Source organism: Methanolobus sp. ZRKC2 (assembly GCF_045291185.1).
Taxonomy (GTDB): Archaea; Halobacteriota; Methanosarcinia; order Methanosarcinales; family Methanosarcinaceae; genus Methanolobus.
In genome coordinates, this window is the sequence record NZ_CP146980.1 from 2,875,953 (window position 1) to 2,897,741 (window position 21,789).

18 protein-coding genes and 1 tRNA gene are annotated in these 21,789 nt (G+C 41.8%); 10 read left to right on the top strand and 9 right to left on the bottom strand.

Going from position 1 to position 21,789, the window contains the following annotated elements; translation table 11 throughout:
• Positions 1 to 6 precede the first annotated feature (6 nt).
• Positions 7 to 1,425 (top strand): amidophosphoribosyltransferase, encoded by a 1,419-nt coding sequence (gene purF / locus V7O62_RS13890; RefSeq protein WP_406656936.1) that lies wholly within the window; start codon positions 7 to 9, stop codon positions 1,423 to 1,425.
• Positions 1,426 to 1,739: 314 nt separating this feature from the next.
• On the opposite strand, the gene V7O62_RS13895 is transcribed toward purF, so the two are convergent.
• The 3 genes from V7O62_RS13895 to V7O62_RS13905 form a co-directional block, all read right to left on the bottom strand.
• A tRNA-His gene (locus V7O62_RS13895) sits at positions 1,740 to 1,814 on the bottom strand.
• 111 nt (positions 1,815 to 1,925) lie between these two features.
• The gene (locus tag V7O62_RS13900) at positions 1,926 to 2,705 is read right to left on the bottom strand and encodes a sulfide-dependent adenosine diphosphate thiazole synthase (protein WP_406656937.1); all 780 of its coding nucleotides are present in this window, start codon (positions 2,703 to 2,705) and stop codon (positions 1,926 to 1,928) included.
• A gap of 27 nt (positions 2,706 to 2,732) precedes the next feature.
• A complete protein-coding gene (locus tag V7O62_RS13905; RefSeq protein WP_406656938.1) occupies positions 2,733 to 5,057 on the bottom strand; it encodes an ATP-binding protein in 2,325 nt (774 codons plus the stop codon).
• Between the two features lie 135 nt (positions 5,058 to 5,192).
• Here V7O62_RS13905 and V7O62_RS13910 point away from each other — a divergent pair, with 135 nt between their 5' ends.
• Together V7O62_RS13910 and V7O62_RS13915 are read left to right on the top strand one after the other, a co-directional pair.
• Entirely contained in the window at positions 5,193 to 6,320 is a 1,128-nt protein-coding gene (locus tag V7O62_RS13910; protein ID WP_406656939.1) for an AAA family ATPase, read from the top strand.
• Between the two features lie 39 nt (positions 6,321 to 6,359).
• Positions 6,360 to 6,626, top strand: coding sequence for a hypothetical protein (locus tag V7O62_RS13915; RefSeq protein WP_406656940.1), 267 nt, complete (start codon positions 6,360 to 6,362; stop codon positions 6,624 to 6,626).
• A 34-nt stretch (positions 6,627 to 6,660) separates the two neighbouring features.
• Here V7O62_RS13915 and V7O62_RS13920 read toward each other — a convergent pair whose 3' ends face one another.
• Entirely contained in the window at positions 6,661 to 7,581 is a 921-nt protein-coding gene (locus V7O62_RS13920) for a ribonuclease Z (protein WP_406656941.1), read from the bottom strand.
• Positions 7,582 to 7,807: 226 nt separating this feature from the next.
• On the opposite strand from V7O62_RS13920, the gene V7O62_RS13925 reads away from it, so the two are divergent.
• From V7O62_RS13925 to V7O62_RS13940, 4 genes are all read left to right on the top strand, one after another.
• Positions 7,808 to 8,182 (top strand): 30S ribosomal protein S8e, encoded by a 375-nt coding sequence (locus V7O62_RS13925; protein ID WP_406656942.1) that lies wholly within the window; start codon positions 7,808 to 7,810, stop codon positions 8,180 to 8,182.
• Between the two features lie 48 nt (positions 8,183 to 8,230).
• Entirely contained in the window at positions 8,231 to 8,722 is a 492-nt protein-coding gene (locus tag V7O62_RS13930; protein ID WP_406656943.1) for an Lrp/AsnC family transcriptional regulator, read from the top strand.
• A 35-nt stretch (positions 8,723 to 8,757) separates the two neighbouring features.
• Positions 8,758 to 9,933: an aminotransferase class I/II-fold pyridoxal phosphate-dependent enzyme gene (locus tag V7O62_RS13935; protein ID WP_406656944.1), complete on the top strand. Its 1,176-nt coding sequence runs from the start codon at positions 8,758 to 8,760 to the stop codon at positions 9,931 to 9,933.
• Positions 9,934 to 10,180: 247 nt separating this feature from the next.
• Positions 10,181 to 12,856 (top strand): PAS domain S-box protein, encoded by a 2,676-nt coding sequence (locus V7O62_RS13940; protein ID WP_406656945.1) that lies wholly within the window; start codon positions 10,181 to 10,183, stop codon positions 12,854 to 12,856.
• Between the two features lie 35 nt (positions 12,857 to 12,891).
• On the opposite strand, the gene V7O62_RS13945 is transcribed toward V7O62_RS13940, so the two are convergent.
• Together V7O62_RS13945 and V7O62_RS13950 are read right to left on the bottom strand one after the other, a co-directional pair.
• Positions 12,892 to 13,530, bottom strand: coding sequence for a VTT domain-containing protein (locus tag V7O62_RS13945; protein ID WP_406656946.1), 639 nt, complete (start codon positions 13,528 to 13,530; stop codon positions 12,892 to 12,894).
• Positions 13,531 to 13,608: 78 nt separating this feature from the next.
• A complete protein-coding gene (locus tag V7O62_RS13950; RefSeq protein ID WP_406656947.1) occupies positions 13,609 to 14,706 on the bottom strand; it encodes an AI-2E family transporter in 1,098 nt (365 codons plus the stop codon).
• A 507-nt stretch (positions 14,707 to 15,213) separates the two neighbouring features.
• On the opposite strand from V7O62_RS13950, the gene V7O62_RS13955 reads away from it, so the two are divergent.
• Positions 15,214 to 15,633, top strand: coding sequence for a phosphate-starvation-inducible PsiE family protein (locus V7O62_RS13955; protein WP_406656948.1), 420 nt, complete (start codon positions 15,214 to 15,216; stop codon positions 15,631 to 15,633).
• A 408-nt stretch (positions 15,634 to 16,041) separates the two neighbouring features.
• Here the strand turns inward: V7O62_RS13955 and V7O62_RS13960 are convergent, their stop codons facing one another.
• Both V7O62_RS13960 and V7O62_RS13965 read right to left on the bottom strand, forming a co-directional pair.
• Positions 16,042 to 17,643, bottom strand: coding sequence for a PEP/pyruvate-binding domain-containing protein (locus V7O62_RS13960; RefSeq protein WP_406656949.1), 1,602 nt, complete (start codon positions 17,641 to 17,643; stop codon positions 16,042 to 16,044).
• Entirely contained in the window at positions 17,643 to 19,598 is a 1,956-nt protein-coding gene (locus V7O62_RS13965; protein WP_406656950.1) for a hypothetical protein, read from the bottom strand. The genes V7O62_RS13960 and V7O62_RS13965 overlap by 1 nt, the downstream gene beginning before the upstream one ends.
• Before the next feature lie 422 nt (positions 19,599 to 20,020).
• On the opposite strand from V7O62_RS13965, the gene V7O62_RS13970 reads away from it, so the two are divergent.
• On the top strand, positions 20,021 to 20,563 hold the full coding sequence (locus V7O62_RS13970; protein WP_406656951.1) for an RDD family protein: 543 nt from the start codon (positions 20,021 to 20,023) through the stop codon (positions 20,561 to 20,563).
• Between the two features lie 35 nt (positions 20,564 to 20,598).
• Here V7O62_RS13970 and V7O62_RS13975 read toward each other — a convergent pair whose 3' ends face one another.
• Entirely contained in the window at positions 20,599 to 20,970 is a 372-nt protein-coding gene (locus V7O62_RS13975) for a helix-turn-helix domain-containing protein (RefSeq protein WP_406656952.1), read from the bottom strand.
• Between the two features lie 128 nt (positions 20,971 to 21,098).
• Here V7O62_RS13975 and V7O62_RS13980 point away from each other — a divergent pair, with 128 nt between their 5' ends.
• A complete protein-coding gene (locus V7O62_RS13980) occupies positions 21,099 to 21,782 on the top strand; it encodes a DUF5591 domain-containing protein (RefSeq protein WP_406656953.1) in 684 nt (227 codons plus the stop codon).
• The last annotated feature ends 7 nt before the right edge of the window (positions 21,783 to 21,789 follow it).

Sequence of the window (21,789 nt, forward strand, 5' to 3'; positions counted from 1 at the left end):
ATCAAAATGCGTGAAGAATGCGGTGTCGTGGGTGTGGTAAAACACGGCGACGAATCACAGCCGGTGCCTGCTGCACTTCAGATGTATTACGCCCTGTATGCATTGCAGCATCGTGGGCAGGAATCTTCGGGTATTACTGTTCATGACGGCAGTGAGCCCCATACTATCAAGAGCATGGGACTTGTGCCCGAGGTTTATAAAAAAAATGACCTTCTTGAATTGAAAGGTAAGGTGGGCATAGGTCACGTACGCTATTCCACATCCGGTGATTCCAGAATTGAGAACTGCCAACCTTTCATTGTAAAATACAAGAGCGGTAGTGTTGCGATAGCCCATAATGGCAATCTTGTCAATGGCCCTGACCTTCGAAAGAAACTAGGATCAGAAGGTCATCTTTTCGTTGCAAGCTCGGATACTGAAGTTATAGCACATCTTCTTGTAAAGGAACTTCTTAAGTACGGACCTGTAGAAGCAATCCGTCATGTTATGAAGCAACTGAATGGTTCGTATTCACTGACTATCCTCATAGATGATACACTGATGGCCGTAAGGGATCCTTTTGGTTTCAAGCCCTTGTGCCTGGGAACCATCGATTCGGGATATGTTGTTGCTTCGGAAAGTGTGGCTATTGATACTCTCAACGGTAAATTGCTCAGGGATGTTAATCCTGGTGAGCTTGTGATTTTCCGCGATGGTGAGATGGAGTCACACCAGCTTTTCCGTGAAGTCAACTCTGCACATTGCGTTTTTGAATATGTGTACTTTGCACGTCCTGATTCTATCATAGATGGCAAACTTGTCTATAAGGTAAGGGAACGGATAGGTGAAAGACTTGCAAAAGAGTATCCTGTGGATGCGGATATGGTATCTCCTGTTCCTGACTCCGGGATTACTTCTGCGATTGGTTATTCCCGTGAATCAAATATCGATTATGAAGAAAGTCTCATGAAAAACCGCTATATAGGTCGGACTTTCATTCTTCCCGGCCAGGCTATGCGTGAGACTGCAGTTCGCCTTAAGATGAATACCATTAACGAGAACATCAAGGATAAGCGTATTATCCTGATTGATGACAGCGTTGTAAGGGGTACGACCTCAAGGCGTATAATTGATATGATAAAGAATGCAGGTGCCAGGGAAGTCCATGCCAGAATAGGCAGTCCTCCAATAGTTGCTCCCTGCTATCTGGGCATAGATATGGCTTCCAGAGATGAACTTATCGCAGCTCACAAGACCATAAAGGGTGTGGAAGCTGTTATCAATGCGGATTCTCTTGGCTATCTCAGCATCGAAGGCCTGGTGGATTCCATTGGAATTGACAGGGATGATCTTTGTCTTGGCTGTCTTACGGGAGCTTATCCGGTTGATATTCCCGGCGAAAAGATGTGTCATCGAAGACAGTTGAAAATCAATGAATTCCAGTAATCAATACAACAGTTTGTAGGCTTTGTACAGTAATCTTTTCATTGTATATACAGTTAAATAGTAGAAAACTGTAGTAGTATGAAGGCAAATTTATTTGTCTGTTATTATGGAATCTTCATTTGCAAGGCCTGTACCACCCCTTGCGAATGAGGGAGTGGGGTTACTCTTTTCGATTTTTTTACAGAGGGTTGACTCAATAAGTATTTTGTTCTTTTCGTGACTTGTTCCAATAATTTCAGCATAAGTATTTACTTCTGTTCTGAAAGTTGAAAGAAAAAGTTCTGGAATACAAAGTTGTATAAAAAATAGTGTAATGGGGCCGGGACCGAGAATCGAACTCGGATCGTAGCCTCCACAGGGCTACAGGATAACCGCTACCCTACCCCGGCTTGAAGGAGGTGCGTTGCTTGAAAGCACCCTATAGATGTCCGTTTCTTACATAAACTTTTCCTTTGGAAAAAGGTAAAAAGTGCAATGGAAGGAAGATTCTGATACTATTCTTATCTTCCGAGTTTTTCAATAGCAATTTCAGCAGCCTTTTTTCCGGAAAGCATCATGCCACCGAATATAGGTCCCATCCTTGGGGCACCTGCAACAGCATTTGCCGCCATTCCAGTGACAATGAGTCCGGGATAAACTTCCTTTGTGGTCTCCATGAGAATACGTTCACCGACATCTGCCCACATTGGCTTCTCACCTACAACTCCAAGATCTCCCAATTGTGCACCGGGTACCTTTCGCTGTACTGTGCTGCAGATGGCTGCATCATGTCCAGTACCGTCAATGACGACTTTTGCACGGATTGCAAGGGGATCGACGTGAAGCCTGTTCATGGACACTGGTCCCCAGTTGATGACCAGGCCGCAAACCGCATCATTCTCACGTATCATCACATCTTCCACATCTATAAGATTGAAAATTTCTGCCCCTGCTGCAGTTGCACCGGTAATGAGCCTTCCCACTGACTCTATGGAGCTTGCAACGTAGTAACCCTTTTCATACTCATGATAGTTGATATTGAAATCATCAAGGAGATGCCTGGCTTCTTCCTGCACAACAATGCGTGGGAACATCATTCCCCCGGCCCACATTCCTCCTCCTATAGAGAGCTTCTTTTCGAAGATTATGGTTTTTACTCCGGCATCTGCCAGGTATTTGGCAGCAACCAGGTTTGCAGGTCCTCCGCCTACAAGTGCGACATCAACATCCGTATAGTCAAGGAAGACCTTCGAATATTCCTCAACTATAGCCCTTGTAATAGTGAGCTCATCTAATTCCATTCAAACGCCTCTTTATAGTCATCAGAATTATGGTCTGATGGGAGGCATCTGCCTTAAAGATGTTGGAGGCAAAGTCTCTTCCTGCGATATGTTTTCAGGCTCATTGTAGAACGTGTCGCCTGAATATTTCTTAAGCTTTACCCAGAATTTGCTTCCCTGTCCCTCGGGATTGTCTTCAACACCAACCTCTCCACCTACGATTTCAGCTATCCTTTTAACAATCGCAAGTCCAAGTCCTGTTCCTTTGACACCTCTTTTATTGACCCTTTTGAAACGGTCGAATACAAGGGGCTTATCATCATCAGGTATTCCTTCTCCAAAATCAGCAACCTCTACTTTCCAGTGGTAGTTAGTGTCAACTACATCGACTATTATTGGCGTTCCTTCAGGACTATATTTGATTGCGTTGGAAATGAAATTAACGAAAATCTCTTCTATAATAGGATTGAGCATGGAATGGTAGGTTCCTTTTGCTCTCAGTTCAAGTGTCATCTGCTTATCTTCAAGTTTGTGTTCGAACTGTTCGATGACATTCCTGAGTATTGCACCTATGTCCATTCTTTCAAGCCGGATATCTTCAACAGATTCGAGTTTGGCGAACTTGGCAGCAATCTCGATCATTTCGATCAGCTTATCATTATTGCGTTTTATGTTGTTGAGCAGTTTTTTGTTTTTTTCGTTATCCTCAAGTTCAAGAAGCAGATCCGTAAATCCTTTGACATTGCCTGCAGGATTTAGGAGATCATGACGCATGATATCTGTGAAAAGATCTTTAAGCTCGTTGGAATGGCGAAGTTCCTCTTCGAATTTCTTTCTTTCACTGGTGTCCATGGTAGTGCCGGCAAGTCTGAATGGTTCATTAATGTTTGTCCACTCAACTACCTTTCCACGGGTAAGTATCCACTGCCAGCTTTTGTTTTTGTTCTGCATCCTGAACTCTGATTCGAAAAACGGTGTCTTATCTTCCAGGTGGAGATTGATGTTATTTTTTACAGCTGGTATATCCTCTGGGTGTATAAGGTCCATCCATGATGCGATTTTTGGCTTTATCTCACGTGCCTCGTAGTCAAGCATCTCTGCCCATCTTTCATTGTAGATGAGTTCATTCGTCTTGAGGTTCCAGTCCCACATGCCAAGGTCCGCACCTTTGAGTGCAAGTTCTACTCTCTCCTGGGTCTTTTTGAGATTTTCCTCAATTTCCTTGCGTTTTGTGACGTCACGTACTATTGCCAGTGCATAGCTGTTATTCTCATGATCGGTGAAAGTGACGTTTATCTCAACAGGGATAGATGAACCTTCTTTTCTGATCATTGTTTTGTCAATATCAAGGAATCTGTCACCGCATATGTCCTGTATGTATTTTTCCCAGAAACGGCCTCCAAAGATTTTTTCAACTTCATCGCCTGACATTTTCATGAACTCGTCCCTGGAATATCCCAGTTCATGGCAGGCTGTTTCGTTTACGTCAATAATAGTGCCCTTTCCAGGCTCGATCACAAAAATAAAGTCGTTGGACTCATCTATCAGGCTCTTGAAAAGGCTTAAGTCATTCAAGAAAAACTTGTGCTGAACGGCCATTCCGAGGAGCTCTGAGAGTATCTTCAGTGTTTGCTCCCATTCATCACTGAATCCATCAGAAATATCTGAATTCTCGATTCCTATGAATCCTATTGTCTTCTCATCAAGATCTACGGGCACGATGAGTAGTGACTCAACTCCGCGGGAAATCATAATATTTTTTTCCTTCGTTGCCTGATTGGGCAGAGAGCAAAGTTCTGAAATCGACAGTATTTGTTTTTCATGTAACCTTTCAGCAAGCCAGGGGAAACTGGATATGTTCAGGTTCTCAAACATTGTTTTCCTGTCTCTGGAATTCTCCTGGCTCCAGCAACATGTCATATGAAGTGAGTTTTCATCCTTGCCAATTAGTATGAGATAGTTACATTCACAATTGCAGAATTGCCCCGTCCTCTGCAGTGCCTCTTTAATGGCCATGTCAACATCTTTGGGAGCGATGAACAAAGAGATAAGGGAAGAAAGTGCGTTCTCAATTTTTGAATTTTTTTCCACCAGATTCTCTACTTCCGCTTTTTCGAGGTTAAGCTCATTGATTTTGCCCTCCAGTTCCAGATTCATCTTGTCAATGCGGGAACTAGCATATATTATCGTTGCAAATGTCACGGCTATCAGGAATGAACTCAGGATGATCATATCCGTTTTGTCAGTCACTATAAGTGGTGATATTATAATTATGCCGAAAACGCATACTATTAGAAGGAATACACTGTTGGCAAGATTCGGGATCTTCATCTGTCTTCCCTTTTCAGATTGCTCAGCTTCAGATGTGTCCATGTTTGAATAATTATATTAATAGTCAATATATTTATATATTTTCAACTAGTATATTTTTAAAAGTATCTTTTGCATAATTAAGGGCTAAGTTTAATATTGCTCAATTCATTCTAGGAATTAACACACCTGAAAGGAATGATATTCATAGTAAGGACTGTACAAAAAGTTAATACTAAAGTAGGCAGGGACTTGAGTAAGAGCCCTGTTGAAAGTACTGCCGAGTTTCTTGTTCTTGAGCCTGCAGGGTATCCTATGACCAGCGTTCTGGAAGAGTACCCGGAGATTGAGAATCCGGGTGTTTTCGAGCATTATGCACGGGAACAGTGGAATGGGTTTGTTGCCCGCGAGGGTGAGTACCTTTTTGACAGGCGGATGTATCCGGATTTTGCTTACAGCATTAATGAAGTGTATCCTCTGGAATCTGTTATTGGTCTTAAGACCAAAATAATAGTTAAGGATCCGGTTGTCAGTAGTGCTCCTGCAGTTGAGTTTACCAGTGACATCTCTTTTGATGATGTGGTTGGGCAGCATACTGCGAGGCGCAAGTGCAAACTGATAGAGCGTTTTCTGGAACAGCCTGAAATGTTTGGTCGCTGGGCTCCAAGAAATGTTCTGTTTTTCGGACCTTCGGGAACAGGTAAGACCATGTTTGCCAAAGCTCTTGCAAACAAGACTCATGTGCCGATCCTCCCGGTCAAAGCTACTGAACTGATAGGGGAATTTGTAGGTGAAGGTGCCCGACAGATACATCAGCTCTATGAGCGCGCACAGGAAATGGCTCCATGCATTATCTTCATTGATGAACTGGATGCTATTGCCCTGGACAGGAGGCATCAGGAACTGCGTGGTGACGTGGCTGAGATAGTTAATGCCTTGCTTACAGAAATGGACGGGATAGTCGAACGTCCGGGCGTATGCACGATAGGAGCTACCAACCGGAACGATACAATAGATGCGGCTGTAAGAAGCAGGTTCGAGGAAGAGATTGAGTTCTCCTTGCCTGATGAAAAGGAGCGTCTTGCAATTCTTGAGTCTAACGTAAATACCTTCCCGATTCCGGTAAAAGATGTTGATCTGAAAGTGATTGCAGAGATGACAGAAGGGCTTTCAGGAAGAGATCTTGTTGGTAAGGTTCTCAAAACAGCACTGCATAGTGTGATCATCGAGGACAGGGATAATGTATCCCAGGATGATCTGCATGCTTCTGTCAAGAAATTGAAGAATGTCTCCGGGGCATCAAATCCTGACAGGTTGTACATTTAAGGATTATCTTTTTAAATCTGACGAATATATCGATGAGCTATGTCTGAGGTAAACGAATCTGATAGGTTTGAGTGTGTTGTCGTCAATGTAATTGACTCTCTTATGTGGAAAGGAGTTGTTGTTGAAGAAACCAGGTCCGGAGGGCGCGTATATTTCGGAAAAGTCAAACCTGAAGATTTCAACTATGGTCCAGGTGACATCCTGTACATAGGTATTAAAAAGCTTCCAATTGGAATGGAAGATATAAATACGGAAGTTTCTCTTTACGATGCTGACGACAGGAGGCTCGACTGGACTTTCCTTTGAAATCCTGTTCTTGAATTTATTTGTCTTTAACAACTTACTTTTTATCCCGATGCACCACTTCAACTTCCATCATATCTTCGGCAACACTGACATTTTCAAAGACTGCTTTTGCTTCTTCAAGTAGTGGTGTAACGTCATCTGAATACCTGGAGCTGATGTGTGTCAGTATAAGATTTCGTACATTTGCTTCCTTTGCAAGCTGTGCAGCTTCTTCAGCGGTCGTATGCATTGATTCAATGGCCCAATCCTGCTGGTCCTTTGCCAGGGTACCGTCATGGATGAGCAGATCCGCATCCTTGCTGGCTTCCATTATGCCTTTGCATGGTCGCGTGTCTCCGCTGTAGACTATCTTCCTTCCGGGACGTGCCTGTCCCACTACTTCTTCGGGCAGTATTGTCCTGCCGTCAATTTCAACAGCTTCGCCTCTGTGAAGCCTGGAGAAAAGTGGTCCGGGAGGAACGCCAAGCTCTATTGCCTTCTCACGGTTGAATTTCCCGGTGCGTTTTTCTTCTGTAAGGGCATAACCAAGACTTGGTACACTGTGTTCTGTTCCTATTGCGTGTATTGAATATCCGTCCCTTTTGACAATATCTCCGGGTTCAAGGTCAATGCCTTCGATGTCAAAACGCAATTTATAGTATCCAAGTGCACTCAGGATTCTTACAAATTCATGTACCCAGTGCGGTCCGTATATTCTGAGAGGTTCTGTCCTTCCGTGGAATGACATCGTCTGTATTAGTCCCGGTATGCCAAGTATATGGTCGGCATGGAAATGGGATATGAATATTGAGGACAGTGCCTTCATTCCTGTTTTTGCCCGCATCATCTGTTGCTGTGTTCCCTCTCCGCAGTCAAAGAGCATAAGTTCACCCTCAATGTTGACCATTGTTGCTGAGGTGTTGCGGTTGGTTGTTGGCAGGGATCCGGCTGTCCCGAGAAAAATTACACGAAGCATGTGTTCTATTAAGTAATTGAAATATTTATCAATTACTTTGGATGTATGAGTGCGTGCAGCAATATTGGTCTGTTTCCTAACTCTGCTAGTGTTATTTAGCATAGGGCCGTCGTGAAGTCATTCGAAAAGTTCATATAGAATCTTATTATTAAAGGTACGTCCATAAGGCATATTTGATTAAGAACATAATCAAGTTCACTTTTCACACTAATTAAGAGGATATATCATGAAATGGCAAGGCAGATCCAGAAGGACATATACAGGTGCCAAAATCAAGGCAGCACGTGGTAAGAGAAAATACGAGTTAGGTCGTGAGTCTGCTGACACACTCGTAAACGAGACCAAGAGGAAGAACATTTCCACAACAGGCGGTAACAGAAAAGTCAGGCTTTTGCAGTGCAACGTCGTGAACGTTACTGACGCACAGGGGAAGACCCAGCAATCAACAATTGAGACTGTTGTTGATAATGCTGCAAATGAGCACTATGTCAGGCGTAACATACTCACCAAAGGTTCAATTGTAAAGACCGCTCTTGGTGATGCCAAAATCACAAGCCGTCCCGGTCAGGATGGTGTAGTGAACGCAGTATTGATTGAATAAATTCAAACTTTATTATTTTTTTATTTTTCTATGGAGGGTTGCTTTATTATGGATATGAAAACGCGTCACATTCTGGAATGTCTTGAGGCGGATGCGAAGATTACTCATGAGAAGATTGCAGCCCTTGTCGGTGTTTCTGTTGAAGAAGTCAGCAGGATCATTGGGGAAATGGAAAAAAACGGCATCATTAGGAAGTATAAGACCGTTATCGATTGGGACCTTGCAGGCGATGAGAATGTATATGCCATTATCGAACTGAAGGTAAGTCTTGAGCGCAGTGTCGGGTATCAGGCTCTTGTGGAGCGTCTCTACAAGTTCCCTGAAGTTCGGTCTGTAAGGCTGCTTTCAGGTCAGTATGACCTATCACTTACTGTGTCTGGCAGGACTATGAAAGAAGTTGCTTTCTTTGTTGCGGAAAAGATCTCCACTCTTGATCAGGTGCAGCATACTACAACGCACTTTGTCCTCAAGACCTACAAGGAGGATGGAGTGATCCTTCATGAACAGGAAAGCGTTACTCGTTTACCTGTCACTCCTTAACTGCTTGAAACTTGTAACTGCAGGATGTATGATGTATGAGAAAAACATGCCGTCCTTCCAAATTCATTGCAGATGTAACGGGAAAGGTACCTCCTTCAGGTATACGTCGCTATTTTGATCTTGCTTCTGAAATAGATGATGCGATATCCCTTGGTGTGGGCGAGCCGGATTTTGTCACTCCCTGGCATATTCGTGAAGCATGTATACATTCCCTGGAATGTGGAGAGACATCGTATACTTCTAACTATGGTCTTCTGGAACTTCGCGAGGAGATCTCAAGATTCTTCTCTGGAAAATATGGCGTATCTTACAATCCCGATTCTGAAGTACTTGTGACTTCCGGTGTTAGTGAAGCCCTTGATGTTGCAATCCGTGCTATTACAAATCCTGGTGATGAGATCATTGTACCCCAGCCTTCCTATGTTGCTTACGTGCCATCAGTGATGTTTGCGGGAGGAGTGCCTGTTCCGGTAATGACAGGTATTGAGAACAATTTCAAACTACTGCCTGAGGATCTTGAAGCGGTAATCACAGATAGGACCAAGGCTTTGATTCTTAATTATCCTAATAATCCTACAGGTGCTACCATGGGGCGAAAAGACCTTGAGGCCATAGCTGATGTAGTTGCGGAACATGACATCATGGTGATATCCGATGAGGTCTATGACTGCCTTACTTATAACGGTGGACACACCTGTTTTGCTTCTCTGGATGGAATGCGTGAAAGGACCATATTGTTGAATGGTTTTTCTAAGGCGTATGCAATGACTGGTTTTAGACTGGCGTTTGCTCTGGCTCCTCCTGAGATTATCTCTGCTATGATGCTTATCCACCAATACTGCATGCTATGTGCACCTATTATCGCTCAGGTCGGGGCCATAGAAGCCCTGCGCAATGGCAATTCCGAAATGGAAAAGATGGTGCGTGACTATGACAGGCGGCGGCACCTTATAGTCAGCGGATTGAACAAGATCGGTCTTGACTGTTTCGAACCCAAAGGTGCTTTTTACGCATTTCCAAGTGTCAAAAACACTGGCTTAAATTCCGAAGAGTTTGCAGAGCGTCTTCTCTTCGAGCAAAAAGTAGTTACGATTCCGGGCAATGTGTTTGGCGAAGCTGGTGACGGATTTTTACGCTGCTCCTACGCAACCTCTAAAGAGGATATCGAAGAGGCACTTGCAAGGATAGAAGCATTCGTGGATGGGCTGTAATCCTTTCTGTTGCTGTCTGTTATTGCCTGTATGCAGGCTCCTTCTTTTCTGAATTTTTATTAAGCAACTGATATCTTTTTTCTTTTTGATCGTCTTAGATGACAATCTCTCTAATTTAAATGATTTGTAACTTTTATAGAAATAATATATCATTAATATATCAACATATTATTATATGCATTAGTGTATATACTCAGTAGTGCTATTAACTCTAGTATTATTCTAGGGCTTGGTTGGAAAAAATATAATGTTGAATGTATTACTTTTCGAATGCAGTGAAAACGGCAGTGTTTTCAGGAAGAAGCTTGAAGGTATGGGGCACTCGGTGTCTGTATTATCCTCTGAAGAGAACATAGGAAGAGCCATTGCTACCCAAGAACCGGATATTATTTGCTGTTCCCTGAATGAATGCCACAATGAACTTTTTACCAGGCTTGTGGTTTTGCTTGAAGAAGAACAAACTCCTTTGATTTTTACAAGCTCATGTCTTGATGAAGCATTTTTCGATAAACTGGGTAAACTGAAACTGGCAGAATACCTGAAAAAGCCTTTTAGTGAAGCTGAGCTCTGTCATACAATTAATAAACTCTTTGAAATCAAAAAAATTCAAGCTGATCTGCAAAAAGAGAAATTCAGGTATTCCAGCACTATTAATAATCCTTTATATGGTTTTGCCAGGCATGAGATCGTGACAGATGACAATGGCAGACCAATAGACTACATTTTCCTTGAAGTGAACGATTCTTTTGAGTTCTTCACCGGGCTTGATAGAAAGAAAATAATCGGTAGAAGAGTTACAGAAGTGCTCCCGGGCATTGAGAAGGATACTAACCTTATTGATATTTATGGGAAGGTCTCCCTTGAAGGTGAAACTGCATGTTTTTCGAAACATATTCCCGAACTTGGCCGCTACTACGATATCCATGCGTATTCTCCTGAGAATGGACATTTTGTCACTTTCTTTACTGATGTTACCGAAATCAAAAGTGTGGAAAATGCTTTAAGGGAAAGTGAAGAAAGATTCCGCCTTTTGGCCGAGAATGCTAACGATGTCATATGGTTATTAAATGAAAAAAGAGAGTTTCTTTACCTCAGCCCTTCTGTTGAAAAACTAAGAGGCTATACTCCTGAAGAAGTGATCCATCTGCCTCTGGAAAAGAAACTAACTCCCGAGTCGCTTGAACTCATGAATAGCATACTTGAGACTTTTTTCAACAACTTTAAAAAAGGCATATTGCCAAATACTCCATGCATAATCGAAGTAGAGCAGCCTTGTAAGGATGGTTCAACAGTATGGACTGAACTGAATATAAACCCTGTTTTCGATGACAAGAAGAATTTCAAATTTTTCCTGGGGATTTCCCGCAATATTGCTGAACGTAAAAAGGCTGAAATTGAGCTGCAAAAACAAAAAAACATGTTACATTCAATTTTCAACCTTGCACCTACGCCAATGTTACTGGTCAACAAAATCGGTATCGTCGAAAATATAAACAGTGCATGTGCTGACGTTACGGGAAAAAATAAAGACGATATGATCGGTTTGAGGGCAGGAGAAGCATTTTCCTGTATTAATTCATTCAAGGGAAGTAGATGTGGTACCAATGAAGAATGCGGGAAGTGTATTTTCAAAAGTACTGCAATAGAAACTATAATGGCCGGTACAGGTATTTCCAAGAGGGAGGGGGAATTTACACGTATGCTGCCCGGAGGTTCAAAAGAGCTACGGCACGTTCTTGTTTCAACCTCTTACATTGATGCTAGTGAAGATTCCAAGGTGATATACAATATCCATGACACCACAGAAAACAAAAAGGCGGAGATCACACTAAAGGAAAGTGAGGAAAGGTTGCAAACTCTCTATGATAATATGCCCGGTGGAACCCTGATCATCGGGACCGATTATATCATCGAGGATGTGAATCATCGCACTTCTGAGATAACGGGATTCACTAGAGAAGAACTTGTGGGACAGCCGTGTGATATTCTGTGTCCCAAAGGCTCACTTTCAAAGGCGTGTCCTGTGTGGGTGGGAGGTCAGCATGGCTTCCAGAGCATGGATACGGCTATCAAATGTAAGGATGGTAGGAAAAATCCTATTTTGAAGAACGCCAAAAAGATCACTATTAATGGAAAAATGTACATACTGGAGAACTTCCAGGATATCTCTGCTCAAAAGAATGCGGAGGAAGCATTACTCAATGCAAAAATGACTGCTGAGATGGAAAGTAGGACAAAGAGTGAATTCCTTGCAAACATGAGCCATGAACTCAGGACTCCTCTTAACGCGATAATTGGCTATTCCGACATGCTATTGGAATGTATCTTCGGAGAGCTTAACGATAAACAGGATAGGTCCCTTTATCATATCTCAGCAAGTGGAAAGCATCTTCTGGAACTCATCAACGACATACTGGACCTTTCGAAGGTGGAATCCGGAAGGATGGAGTTGAATTACGAGAATTTCAAGGTAAGCGAGGTTCTTGGAAATGTTGGAAATATCGTATCTCCTGTCGCAAAAAAGAAAAACATATCTCTGGAAATTTCCCTTGAGAAAGAAAACATGTCAGTATGTGCTGATGAAGTACGTTTCAAGCAAATACTTTACAACCTTGTCAGTAACGCTATGAAATTCACCTCGGAAAACGGGCTGGTAAAGATCAGGGCATGTGAAAAGGATAATATGCTGCAAGTATCAGTTATCGATACGGGCATAGGTATATCTTCAGAGGATCAGAAAAAGCTGTTTAATCCTTTTAGTCAGATAAATTCAGATTTGTCCCGGCATCATAGCGGAACGGGTCTTGGTCTTTCTCTTGTGAAGCAGTTCGTCGAACTTCATGGAGGTAACATAACTGTAGAAAGTGAACTTGGCAAGGGAAGCAACTTCACTTTTATGATTCCGATTTTAAAGAATAATTAATGGCTATAACTTTCAGTCATTGTATTTTCTAATTATCAAAACAGTTGATATCCGTATATTGCAAGCTCTGCAAGAATCAGGGTGAGTGCAAAGTTTCCTATAAATAGTGGAGGGATCATTTTTTTCAGGGGAAATCCAAAGATTGCAAGTACGATTGCAAGTATGTCACTGGGAAGTGGTGTTAACGAATAAAGGAATATCAGCATTATAATTGTCTTATCACTAACCTTTTCTACAAACCTTAATAACTTGTCTATGTATTTTCCATATTTCTGACCCATACAGTTCTTTCCTTTTTTCCCGACAATGTAGAATACAGTATCTCCCAATGTGAGTCCCACGCTTGCAAAAAAAGCAAGGTATATTGTGTTAACTCCTCCCAGGGAGATCGTTACAAGCGCCGTATAAAAAGATGTTGAAGTGAATGCGGACACTCCACCGATGGTTGCCAGCAGGAATACGGCCAGGTAGGTATTGTTCAGGCCTAAAAACCCTACTATCTCTTCAGGTGGATAGTATAGGAGGAAAACAGACCACGCAACTATGAATAGTACTAGGAGTCCTGCAATCAGGATGTCTCTTCTTCGGGAAGAAGCCGTATCTTCTGCTAGGCTGCAGAAATTTATGTTCTTCCCCGAACTTCCCTGTTCATCAATGTCGTCTTCAGATAGCATTGCCTACTGTAATGATACATTGACACAATATAACTGCTGTCTTTCAGGCAAAAAACAAAAAAGAAAACAAAATATTCTTTACTCTACACAGGAATTAACACTTGGCTTTTCTTCAACAATCTCATCTTTATATTCGAGGGATACGTTAAGCTTTGGAGCCAAGTATTCCTCATTAAACATTCTTGCCATCAGTACAATGTATGACAGTAACAGTGGTCCTATAATAATACCCAGAAGCCCGAAAAGGTTCAGGCCAATGATTACTCCTATGAGAGATACCAGTGGATGTATTTTTCCTACTTTTTCCTGTATGGCGGGACGGATGAAATTATCTACTGAACTTAATACGAATCCTGCGATAAGTACTCCTGCTGCACCAATATAATCCTGCTGTAAAAACTGGAATATGGCCGCAGGTATCCAGATAAGAGGTGGACCTACAACTGGCAGGAATGAGAGGATAGCAGTGATGAAACCCCAGAGAATCGCGCCTTCAATATCCAGAATCGTAAATGTCAGTGCCAGCAATCCTCCCTGTACGATTGCAATAACGCCTGTGCTTATCAGTGTGGTCTTTACAAGAGATTTGAATTCGTTCAAAAGCTTCATGGTATTCTCTTCATTGAAGGGAATAGCTCTTTGCAGATCTCTTGCGAAACTTGAATTTTCTCCTATCAGCAGATAGAAGAGCAAAAAGTACATTATAACGAATTCAATAATTCTTTTGCCTACACTCTGAATAGCATTGAGAACAAGTACGCTGAAGTAGTTTGCAACATTTGCTACAAGTTCAAGCATTTTTTCCTGTAGATTCAGTTCGACTGGTAGAAGATCACGGTTTACATTGGTGATGTAAGTATTAATAGATTCCATGTAGGCCGTAATCGTATCAATGTTCATTATAATGTTCTGAGCTTCAAAGATAACAATCGTCAGGAGTACATAAAGTGGGATGAGGATTATTATTACTGTCGAACATATTACTGCTATTGCTGCTATACTGCCTCTGATCTTCAGGTGGGATGTAAGTGCCCTATACATTGGCCTGAATAACACGTAGAGTATGAAAGCTCCGAAAAAAGCATTGATGTAAGGATATAGTGCGTAAGCAAGCACAGCTGTCAGCACGGCAATGATAAGAAGTGCCTGTGACATTTTATTGAAGCTTTCCATCATCTCTCTTATAATTAATCATGCTATATAAATAATTATCACCGGGTAATGAAAATATATCAGTGATAGAATTTAAGATTGAATTTTGGAGGAGTCTTATAGTTTATATTTTTTTGAACTTGCATATCCGGTCAGTTTTTGACCACAGAACGGACAGAAAGCGGATGTGTTCGGAAAATTGAATCTGTTGCCGCAGTGAGGACAAAAGGAAAACGTGTTGTCATCTTTTTCATTTAACGATGAGTTATTATTTCCTGTGACGATTCTTTTTCTTGATTGATCCCTACGCCAGGAGTATACTTTTTTTATCCTTTGCTTTTGCAGGTTCAGTAACTTCCTTTTCTGTGGAATCTCTATAGTTTAAACTATTAGGGATTAGGAAGCAATGAGTCTGTTTCAAACCCACAGTTTTTTAAGTAAGAACAACTTTGTTTACTCTGAATAGTTCACTGATATTGATTGAAGTTAAATCCCAAATTTAAAACGAAGGTTTCTGTTACTATGACATTAATGAAGCACATCAATAGTTTCCAACGTCTCATTGTTTGGGTTGTTATACTGATGATGGTATTGGTGATCCTGAGCGCTACCGTTGAGATCGGTTGGATTATTCTGTACGATTTAGTAACACCTCCTGTATTCTTGCTTGATGTTGATCGAATACTTGATATCTTTGGCCTTTTCTTCATTGTGATAATCGGAATAGAGTTACTTGAAACGATTAAGATGGTACTGGAGGAATCAATAATGAATGTTGATGTCATCATACTGGTTGGTCTTACTGCAGTAGTTAGAAAAATACTAATAATTGACATAAAGGAGACTGATCCAATGTTCCTTGTAGGAATGGGTGTTCTCATTGTAACTCTTGCAGCAACCTACTATCTTGTGATAGTTTCAGGAAAAGAGTTCAAGTGTTCTATTGATTGAACGGATAAATAATTGCGTTTTTGCCTGCTTTCAACAATGATGCCTTTTTCGGCATCCTTTTCGTTCAAGCGTCGCTCTTCAAATGGTATTTTGAGACATTATGAATGAAATAGACATATTTAATTGATTATATCATTTAATATATTGTAGTGCGTATGTTTGGATATTTTTTGCCATAAATTTTGTCTGATTCTTGAATGCAAATATGGCAGCATAGCTGGATATGTTATTTATTTTGATAAAATCTTATGCTAAAAGTTTTCTTTTGGATCCATGTGTATTACCAGTAAGAAAAAGTATGAAATATGCTTTCTATTGGTATTATGATGCCTGCTGCATTTGTATGCTTCGCCGGAGTATGCTTCCTTTCTCTTCACACCCTTCATATCTTTTATGTCCCGTATTATGCTATGTTCTTCCGGACAACCTTTTCCATTCCTCTATCCTAGAAAGAAGTTCCAACGGTTTTTCCGTTCTTACTTCTACTTCTCCTTCGTAAACATAACCGGAATTCCCGTCAATGCTGATTATATCTCCCTCGATGAATTCTTTTTTGCCTATGCAGCATTTTTCGGAATTAGAATTTATGTGCAGGTCAGTGCAGTTAACAATGCATACTTTTCCCATCTGGCGTGCAACAACAGCAGCATGTGAAGTTCTTGCTCCCCTGGCTGTCAGGTATCCGTTGGATGCCTTTATCCCCTTTATATCTTCAGGGGAGGGCATATCTCTTACAAATATCAGCATACCTTCGTCTGAGAGATTTTCTGCCTTATCATTTGAAAGGACAATCATTCCGCTTGTAATTCCCGTCGATGCAGAATCGCCCTTTCCGATTGCCATATCCTTTGAGATTATTTCCTGCGTTATTATGGCATCCAGGTCAATTCCATCCAACTGATCCAGTGCACTCTCCGGATCGAGTAATCTTTCTTCATACATATCCACAGCTATCCTGAGAGCGGCAAAAGGTGCTCTTTTACCATTTCTGCTCTGCAGGATGTATAGCTTTCCTTCCTGAACTGTGAATTCTATATCCTGCATGTTCCGGTAGTGTCCTTCAAGAAGCTTCCCGAATTTAACAAGATCTGCGTATACGTCGGGCAGCACTTCTATCATATTAATTTTTGTTGTACTTCCCTGATAACCTGAAACAACATCTTCTCCCTGCACTCCGAATTTGAAATCTGTCAAGAACTTATTCTCCCCCGACCAGGGATTACGCGTAAAAGCGATTCCTGATCCGGAATGCATTCCTCTGTTACCGAAGACCATTGCCTGGATTGTTACTGCTGTTCCTCTGGCTTTTACATTAGTTTCTATCTTACGATATTCCTGAGCCTTTGGTCCCATCCAAGATTCCAGAACTGCAGCAACTGCAAGTTCAAGTTGTTCATAACTATCTTCCGGGAATTTTCTTCCGCTGAGATTATGGAAAATGTGCTCGTAGTCCCTGGACAGATATTTCATTGAAACAAAGTCAAGTTCGCTTTCTTCAGACAGACCTTCTTTTTCCATAATTTCTCCAAGCGGATCAGAATAATGTTCGGGGTTGTGTGAAAAAACTGTCTTTCCAAAACTTTCAAGCAACCTGCGGTATGAATCCCATGCAAAGCGCGGATTTCCTGTCTGGGCTATCAGGCCCTTGACAGTATCGTTATTTAGTCCTACATTGAGGACGGTTTCCATAGCACCGGGCATTGAGATTGCTGAGCCGGATCTTACGGATACAAGCAGTGGTTTCCGCTCATTTCCGAAAGAAAGACCCGTAGTTTTTTCAAGGAACGATATACCATTCCTTAGTAACTGCGGAACATCCGGGCTCAACTGCCGTGAATTCCTGAAATAATCCTCACATACCGAAACGTTCAGCACAAATCCCGGAGGTATCGGTATTCCCAACGAAGACATCTCGGCAAGTATCGATGCTTTTTTGCCGAAACTTTCCACAGGTGCCTCTGTACGGTATTCATGGCCGAACCTGACCATACGTCCTGTATTGTCCTGCATTATCTCATTCCCCACAGATTGAGACTTTCGAAAATATTATCTCTTATTGTAAAAGCTGCTTTCATCAGTGAATTTGTGGACTCTTCAATGTTAGTGGCTATTTCCATAGCAACATATGCTTCCCTGAAGTCGGTACTTTCTTTCAGTATAGTGGTCCTTGCCATGCGCAGAGCATCGTCGCATTCTTCTTCTATATCGAAGATCAGGTTCACGGATTTCAGGAAATTCTGCATCTCTTCCTGGTTAAAACTGCGCGTAACGTACTGTGAGGCATAGAGAGCTTTCAGGAACGCCTGACATCCTTTTAAGACTATCTCGGCCATAGTGTACAGGGAAGCACGGATATTTTTTGATTTTAAAGCGCTGGTTGCAAAAGTAGTCATAAAAGCTGCTTCTTCGAGGTAATCGACCACATCATCGGCGACTATTATAAGACCTGTGAAGAACTCTGCCACCTCTATCCTGCGAGACAGTGATCTGACCCTGCTAACCAGTTCGTCAGCATCCTTTTCCCATTTCTTTGCTCTTATGGCGTTTCTTTTGATAAGGTCGGCATCTGCCCCATACTCGATATACAAAAGGGATTCATGGACTGTGGTGGCCATTTCAACCATAAGGGATGCGTGCTCGGAACAGAGATCCATAAGGTCCTCGTGTGCAGAATGGAAATACCTGAGAAGTTCCGCTTTGATTTCGTCCTGTATAAACAGATGGGTTTGTTTTTCAAGTAGGCCGGTTGCGGACTTCTCCAGAACCCATCTGAAGAATTCCATAGTTTTTTCTCTTCCTATGACCTGGTGCAAAGGTTCACCATATCGCATAGGTATTTTTGATGCAATTTCCAGAGATTCGAAAACGAGTTGCGCTCCACCCAGGACCAGGAAACCCCTGTGTCCTCTTTCATTGTCGGCAGCCCATTTGAGTACACGGATACAATCCCTGTTACGCATAAAATTGCGCAGTTGTTTACGTGCTTTATTCCAGTCTATAAGAAAAACTATGCGTGATCCGAGATGTTCCAGTAATCCTTCGAGTTTGTTCGTGTCCGTGGCAGAGTATTTTCCCACGCAAAGATGGAATATCTTATCTTCGAATTTCTCTTCCCCACTTTTTGAGAGCGTATCTTCCCATTTGACTCCGTAGTTTTCGAAGAGGCTCTGGAAGAACAACAATCTGGGCATGTGAACATCAGTATAGGTTATAGAGACATTCATTCCCTGGACCTCGATTACCATCACATGTGCATCCGTTTCCCCAATATCGTTCTGTATCAGCAATTTACTGCTGCTTCGGGTAGCCGTTGTCCCGAGACCGGGGTGGCCGAACTTCAGGGGTGCTGTCCGGTTAAGTCCTTTCATAAAGGCTTTCACGAGTTTTTTGTCGGTTTTGTTCAGCATGTACGTACTTGCACCATCTATAATCTCTCCGGCTATCTCTTGTTGTAACCTGTTCAGAGCTTTGTGGATGTCCATCACAAGTATATGGATGCTGTCGCTATGTTCCCGGTCTCCTGATGTTATTCCGGATATTTCTTTGCCACCAATAGATTCGGTTTCCGCTTCAGGAACGTATGTGGATAATTTTTTGAATCTCCTATTGAACTCTTTTTCTTCACTTTTGCCTGCAATAGTAAAGGGAAGGATCATTTCTGTTACATAATCGTAGATAGAGTTGACAATCCTGTCCGACTGGGGGATTACGAATCTCCCGTCATCAAGCTTAATGGATGACGAGATCACATTGTCCAACGATGCATCCTTTTCACCGGCGGTAATTCTTTCAACCATCAGGTCAGAAAATTCCGAAGCGGGATTTTCAGCCTTTGCTTTTGCTGTTTGCAGTAAGGTAAAGTAATATTTTATCCTGTCATTTGCTATGAGTGCCGCATTTACAAGTCCTGGCAGGAGCAATTCATCCTCGCCAAGTTCTTCTATGATGGACCTTTTTTCCACCAATTATATCCCCTCATTTCTCATTGTGATCCGGGTGGAAGTCCCATTGGATAAGCTATTGTAATCAAATGCCGAAATGACTGGATGGTGGTATCCGTGAATATGATTCCATCTCACGATGTGAAAACAAAAATTTATCCTATACATTTCAACAACACCCTCACGGATCATGTGAATACTCAATCCTGAAGGACTATCGATCTCCCCTCTTCTACTCTGATATTGAAATATATAGGTCTGTCGTCGTCAGTCAATTTGTTAGTGAAGCATGGGACATAACTATCTTTTGGAAAAATAATTACTTTTACTTTTCACGTAGCTTACAATTAACAAAGTTCCTTGTAGATGCTGTTTTTCAGAATTTCTGAAACAACTGCAATCACTTAAATAGCCTGATTCATATAAACTAATACAGGAGTGATTACGTGTACTGCCAGAATTGCGATACATCCAATCCCGATGATGTTACGCATTGCAGCAATTGCGGAGCTTATGTGGAGAATACTCCTGAGTATGCAGGTTTCTGGAAGAGGTTTTTTGCTGCTATTGTTGACAATATAATTGTTATTGTGGTCGGAGGTATTGCTGCTGTTTTTCTGGGTGCGGTTTTCGGAGGCATTACCGGCAGTGTTGTCGGCATCTTTGCAAGTGAAGGCTTTATACCAACATTCTTTTCAACTCTGCTTTTTTTCATCATAGCATTCTATTTGCTCATTCGCTGGCTCTATTTTGCTATAATGGAAAGTTCGTCTTATCAGGCAACATTCGGCAAACAGCTTTTGAGTATAAAAGTTACTGATATGGAATTAAACCGCATATCTTTCTGGAGAGCGACACTCAGGTATTTTGCAAAGATACTCTCGGAGCTGATCTTCTTTATCGGTTATCTGATGATCGGTTTCACCGAAAAGAAACAGGGATTGCACGACATCATAGCAAACTGCCTTGTCGTCAATGATCGAAAATAATTTGCAAGCTCAGGATGTGGGACACAAAGGCAGTTTTATCTCATGAGCTCATTATCGAAATTCTCGATAAGGGCATTCATTTTATGGTACCATTCGTCAACGGTCCTTTTTATCATTAGTTTTACTTTCTGGGGCTCGATGGCGACATACTCGTAGTAGTAACCTCCGATATCAATGGATTTTGTTTCCCTGTATACCAGTCCTGCTGAGATCAGATTCTGCAGGGAGCGATAAGCTGTGCTTCTTTCTCTTTCAAGTAAGTCTCCCAACTGCTCTGCTGTCATAGGTCCGTTTTCAAGAAGTTTTTTGTAGGTACTTATGTCAAGTTCTTTCAGGCCAAGAACACATTTGGCCATATCTTCGCATTTGCAGTCGGCTCTTAACATTTCAGGAATTGAACTTGCCATTCTCCATCCTCTCTGAAAAATCGGTTATTTATACGAAAAGCTAATGGACTGCGCCATTGTATGTTTCGTGCAAAACCGTATATTGTTTGCGTCAATTATATATATAGTTTGCCGGAATACTCCTCTTCTTGACTCCCATAATACCTGAGAATGAACGTTCCGATAAGCCTTTGGATACTGCTGACCTGATCTATCACCCTGACATGATACGTGCCAATGAATGGGTGCTCAATGAATACGAAGCTCCTCATAGGGATGTGTGTATCTTTGTTCCCTGTTCCAAGAAGAAACCGTATCATGAAAGCCCTTCGCATAAGATATTCGACAGGTTGATTTTTAGTATCCTGAAACCCGAAGATGTACACATAGTTGTTTTCGGGACATGTGGGGTAACTCCCAGGGAGTTAGACACGGAATATCCTTTCATGGATTATCAGTTCATAATGGGAAAATGTAGTGTGGCAACGGTAAAACGTGATTTTATTAAGATGGAAAGTGAGCGTCTGGCAACTTATCTCGAAAAGACCCGGGACAATTATAAGCATCGAATAGCCTATTGCATCGGGGATTTCAGGAAAGCAATGGAAAAAGCGCTTGAAATGACTGATGTTGAGGTAGTGCTTGTTCCAAAGGAAGAAACCATACAGGAAAATCTGCAGCTTGACAAGAAATTCGTATATGGCAGTCTTAATCAAAAAAAATACCTGAAGGATTTTTCCGATGCCATTTCTTCAGTGAAAGGTGGGTCTGTGCCAGAAATAGATGTCACCGATGAAAATAACACCGAAGATGATGACTGGTTCAGGTTCTAACCAAAGA

What these genes read in the sequence shown, in the direction of transcription:
- purF (WP_406656936.1), top strand. Translation starts at nt 7, where the DNA reads ATGCGTGAAGAATGCGGTGTCGTGGGTGTGGTAAAACACGGCGACGAA.
- V7O62_RS13900 (WP_406656937.1), bottom strand. Translation starts at nt 2,705, where the DNA reads ATGGAATTAGATGAGCTCACTATTACAAGGGCTATAGTTGAGGAATAT.
- V7O62_RS13905 (WP_406656938.1), bottom strand. Translation starts at nt 5,057, where the DNA reads ATGGACACATCTGAAGCTGAGCAATCTGAAAAGGGAAGACAGATGAAG.
- V7O62_RS13910 (WP_406656939.1), top strand. Translation starts at nt 5,193, where the DNA reads ATGATATTCATAGTAAGGACTGTACAAAAAGTTAATACTAAAGTAGGC.
- V7O62_RS13915 (WP_406656940.1), top strand. Translation starts at nt 6,360, where the DNA reads ATGTCTGAGGTAAACGAATCTGATAGGTTTGAGTGTGTTGTCGTCAAT.
- V7O62_RS13920 (WP_406656941.1), bottom strand. Translation starts at nt 7,581, where the DNA reads ATGCTTCGTGTAATTTTTCTCGGGACAGCCGGATCCCTGCCAACAACC.
- V7O62_RS13925 (WP_406656942.1), top strand. Translation starts at nt 7,808, where the DNA reads ATGAAATGGCAAGGCAGATCCAGAAGGACATATACAGGTGCCAAAATC.
- V7O62_RS13930 (WP_406656943.1), top strand. Translation starts at nt 8,231, where the DNA reads ATGGATATGAAAACGCGTCACATTCTGGAATGTCTTGAGGCGGATGCG.
- V7O62_RS13935 (WP_406656944.1), top strand. Translation starts at nt 8,758, where the DNA reads ATGAGAAAAACATGCCGTCCTTCCAAATTCATTGCAGATGTAACGGGA.
- V7O62_RS13940 (WP_406656945.1), top strand. Translation starts at nt 10,181, where the DNA reads ATGTTGAATGTATTACTTTTCGAATGCAGTGAAAACGGCAGTGTTTTC.
- V7O62_RS13945 (WP_406656946.1), bottom strand. Translation starts at nt 13,530, where the DNA reads ATGCTATCTGAAGACGACATTGATGAACAGGGAAGTTCGGGGAAGAAC.
- V7O62_RS13950 (WP_406656947.1), bottom strand. Translation starts at nt 14,706, where the DNA reads ATGATGGAAAGCTTCAATAAAATGTCACAGGCACTTCTTATCATTGCC.
- V7O62_RS13955 (WP_406656948.1), top strand. Translation starts at nt 15,214, where the DNA reads ATGAAGCACATCAATAGTTTCCAACGTCTCATTGTTTGGGTTGTTATA.
- V7O62_RS13960 (WP_406656949.1), bottom strand. Translation starts at nt 17,643, where the DNA reads ATGCAGGACAATACAGGACGTATGGTCAGGTTCGGCCATGAATACCGT.
- V7O62_RS13975 (WP_406656952.1), bottom strand. Translation starts at nt 20,970, where the DNA reads ATGGCAAGTTCAATTCCTGAAATGTTAAGAGCCGACTGCAAATGCGAA.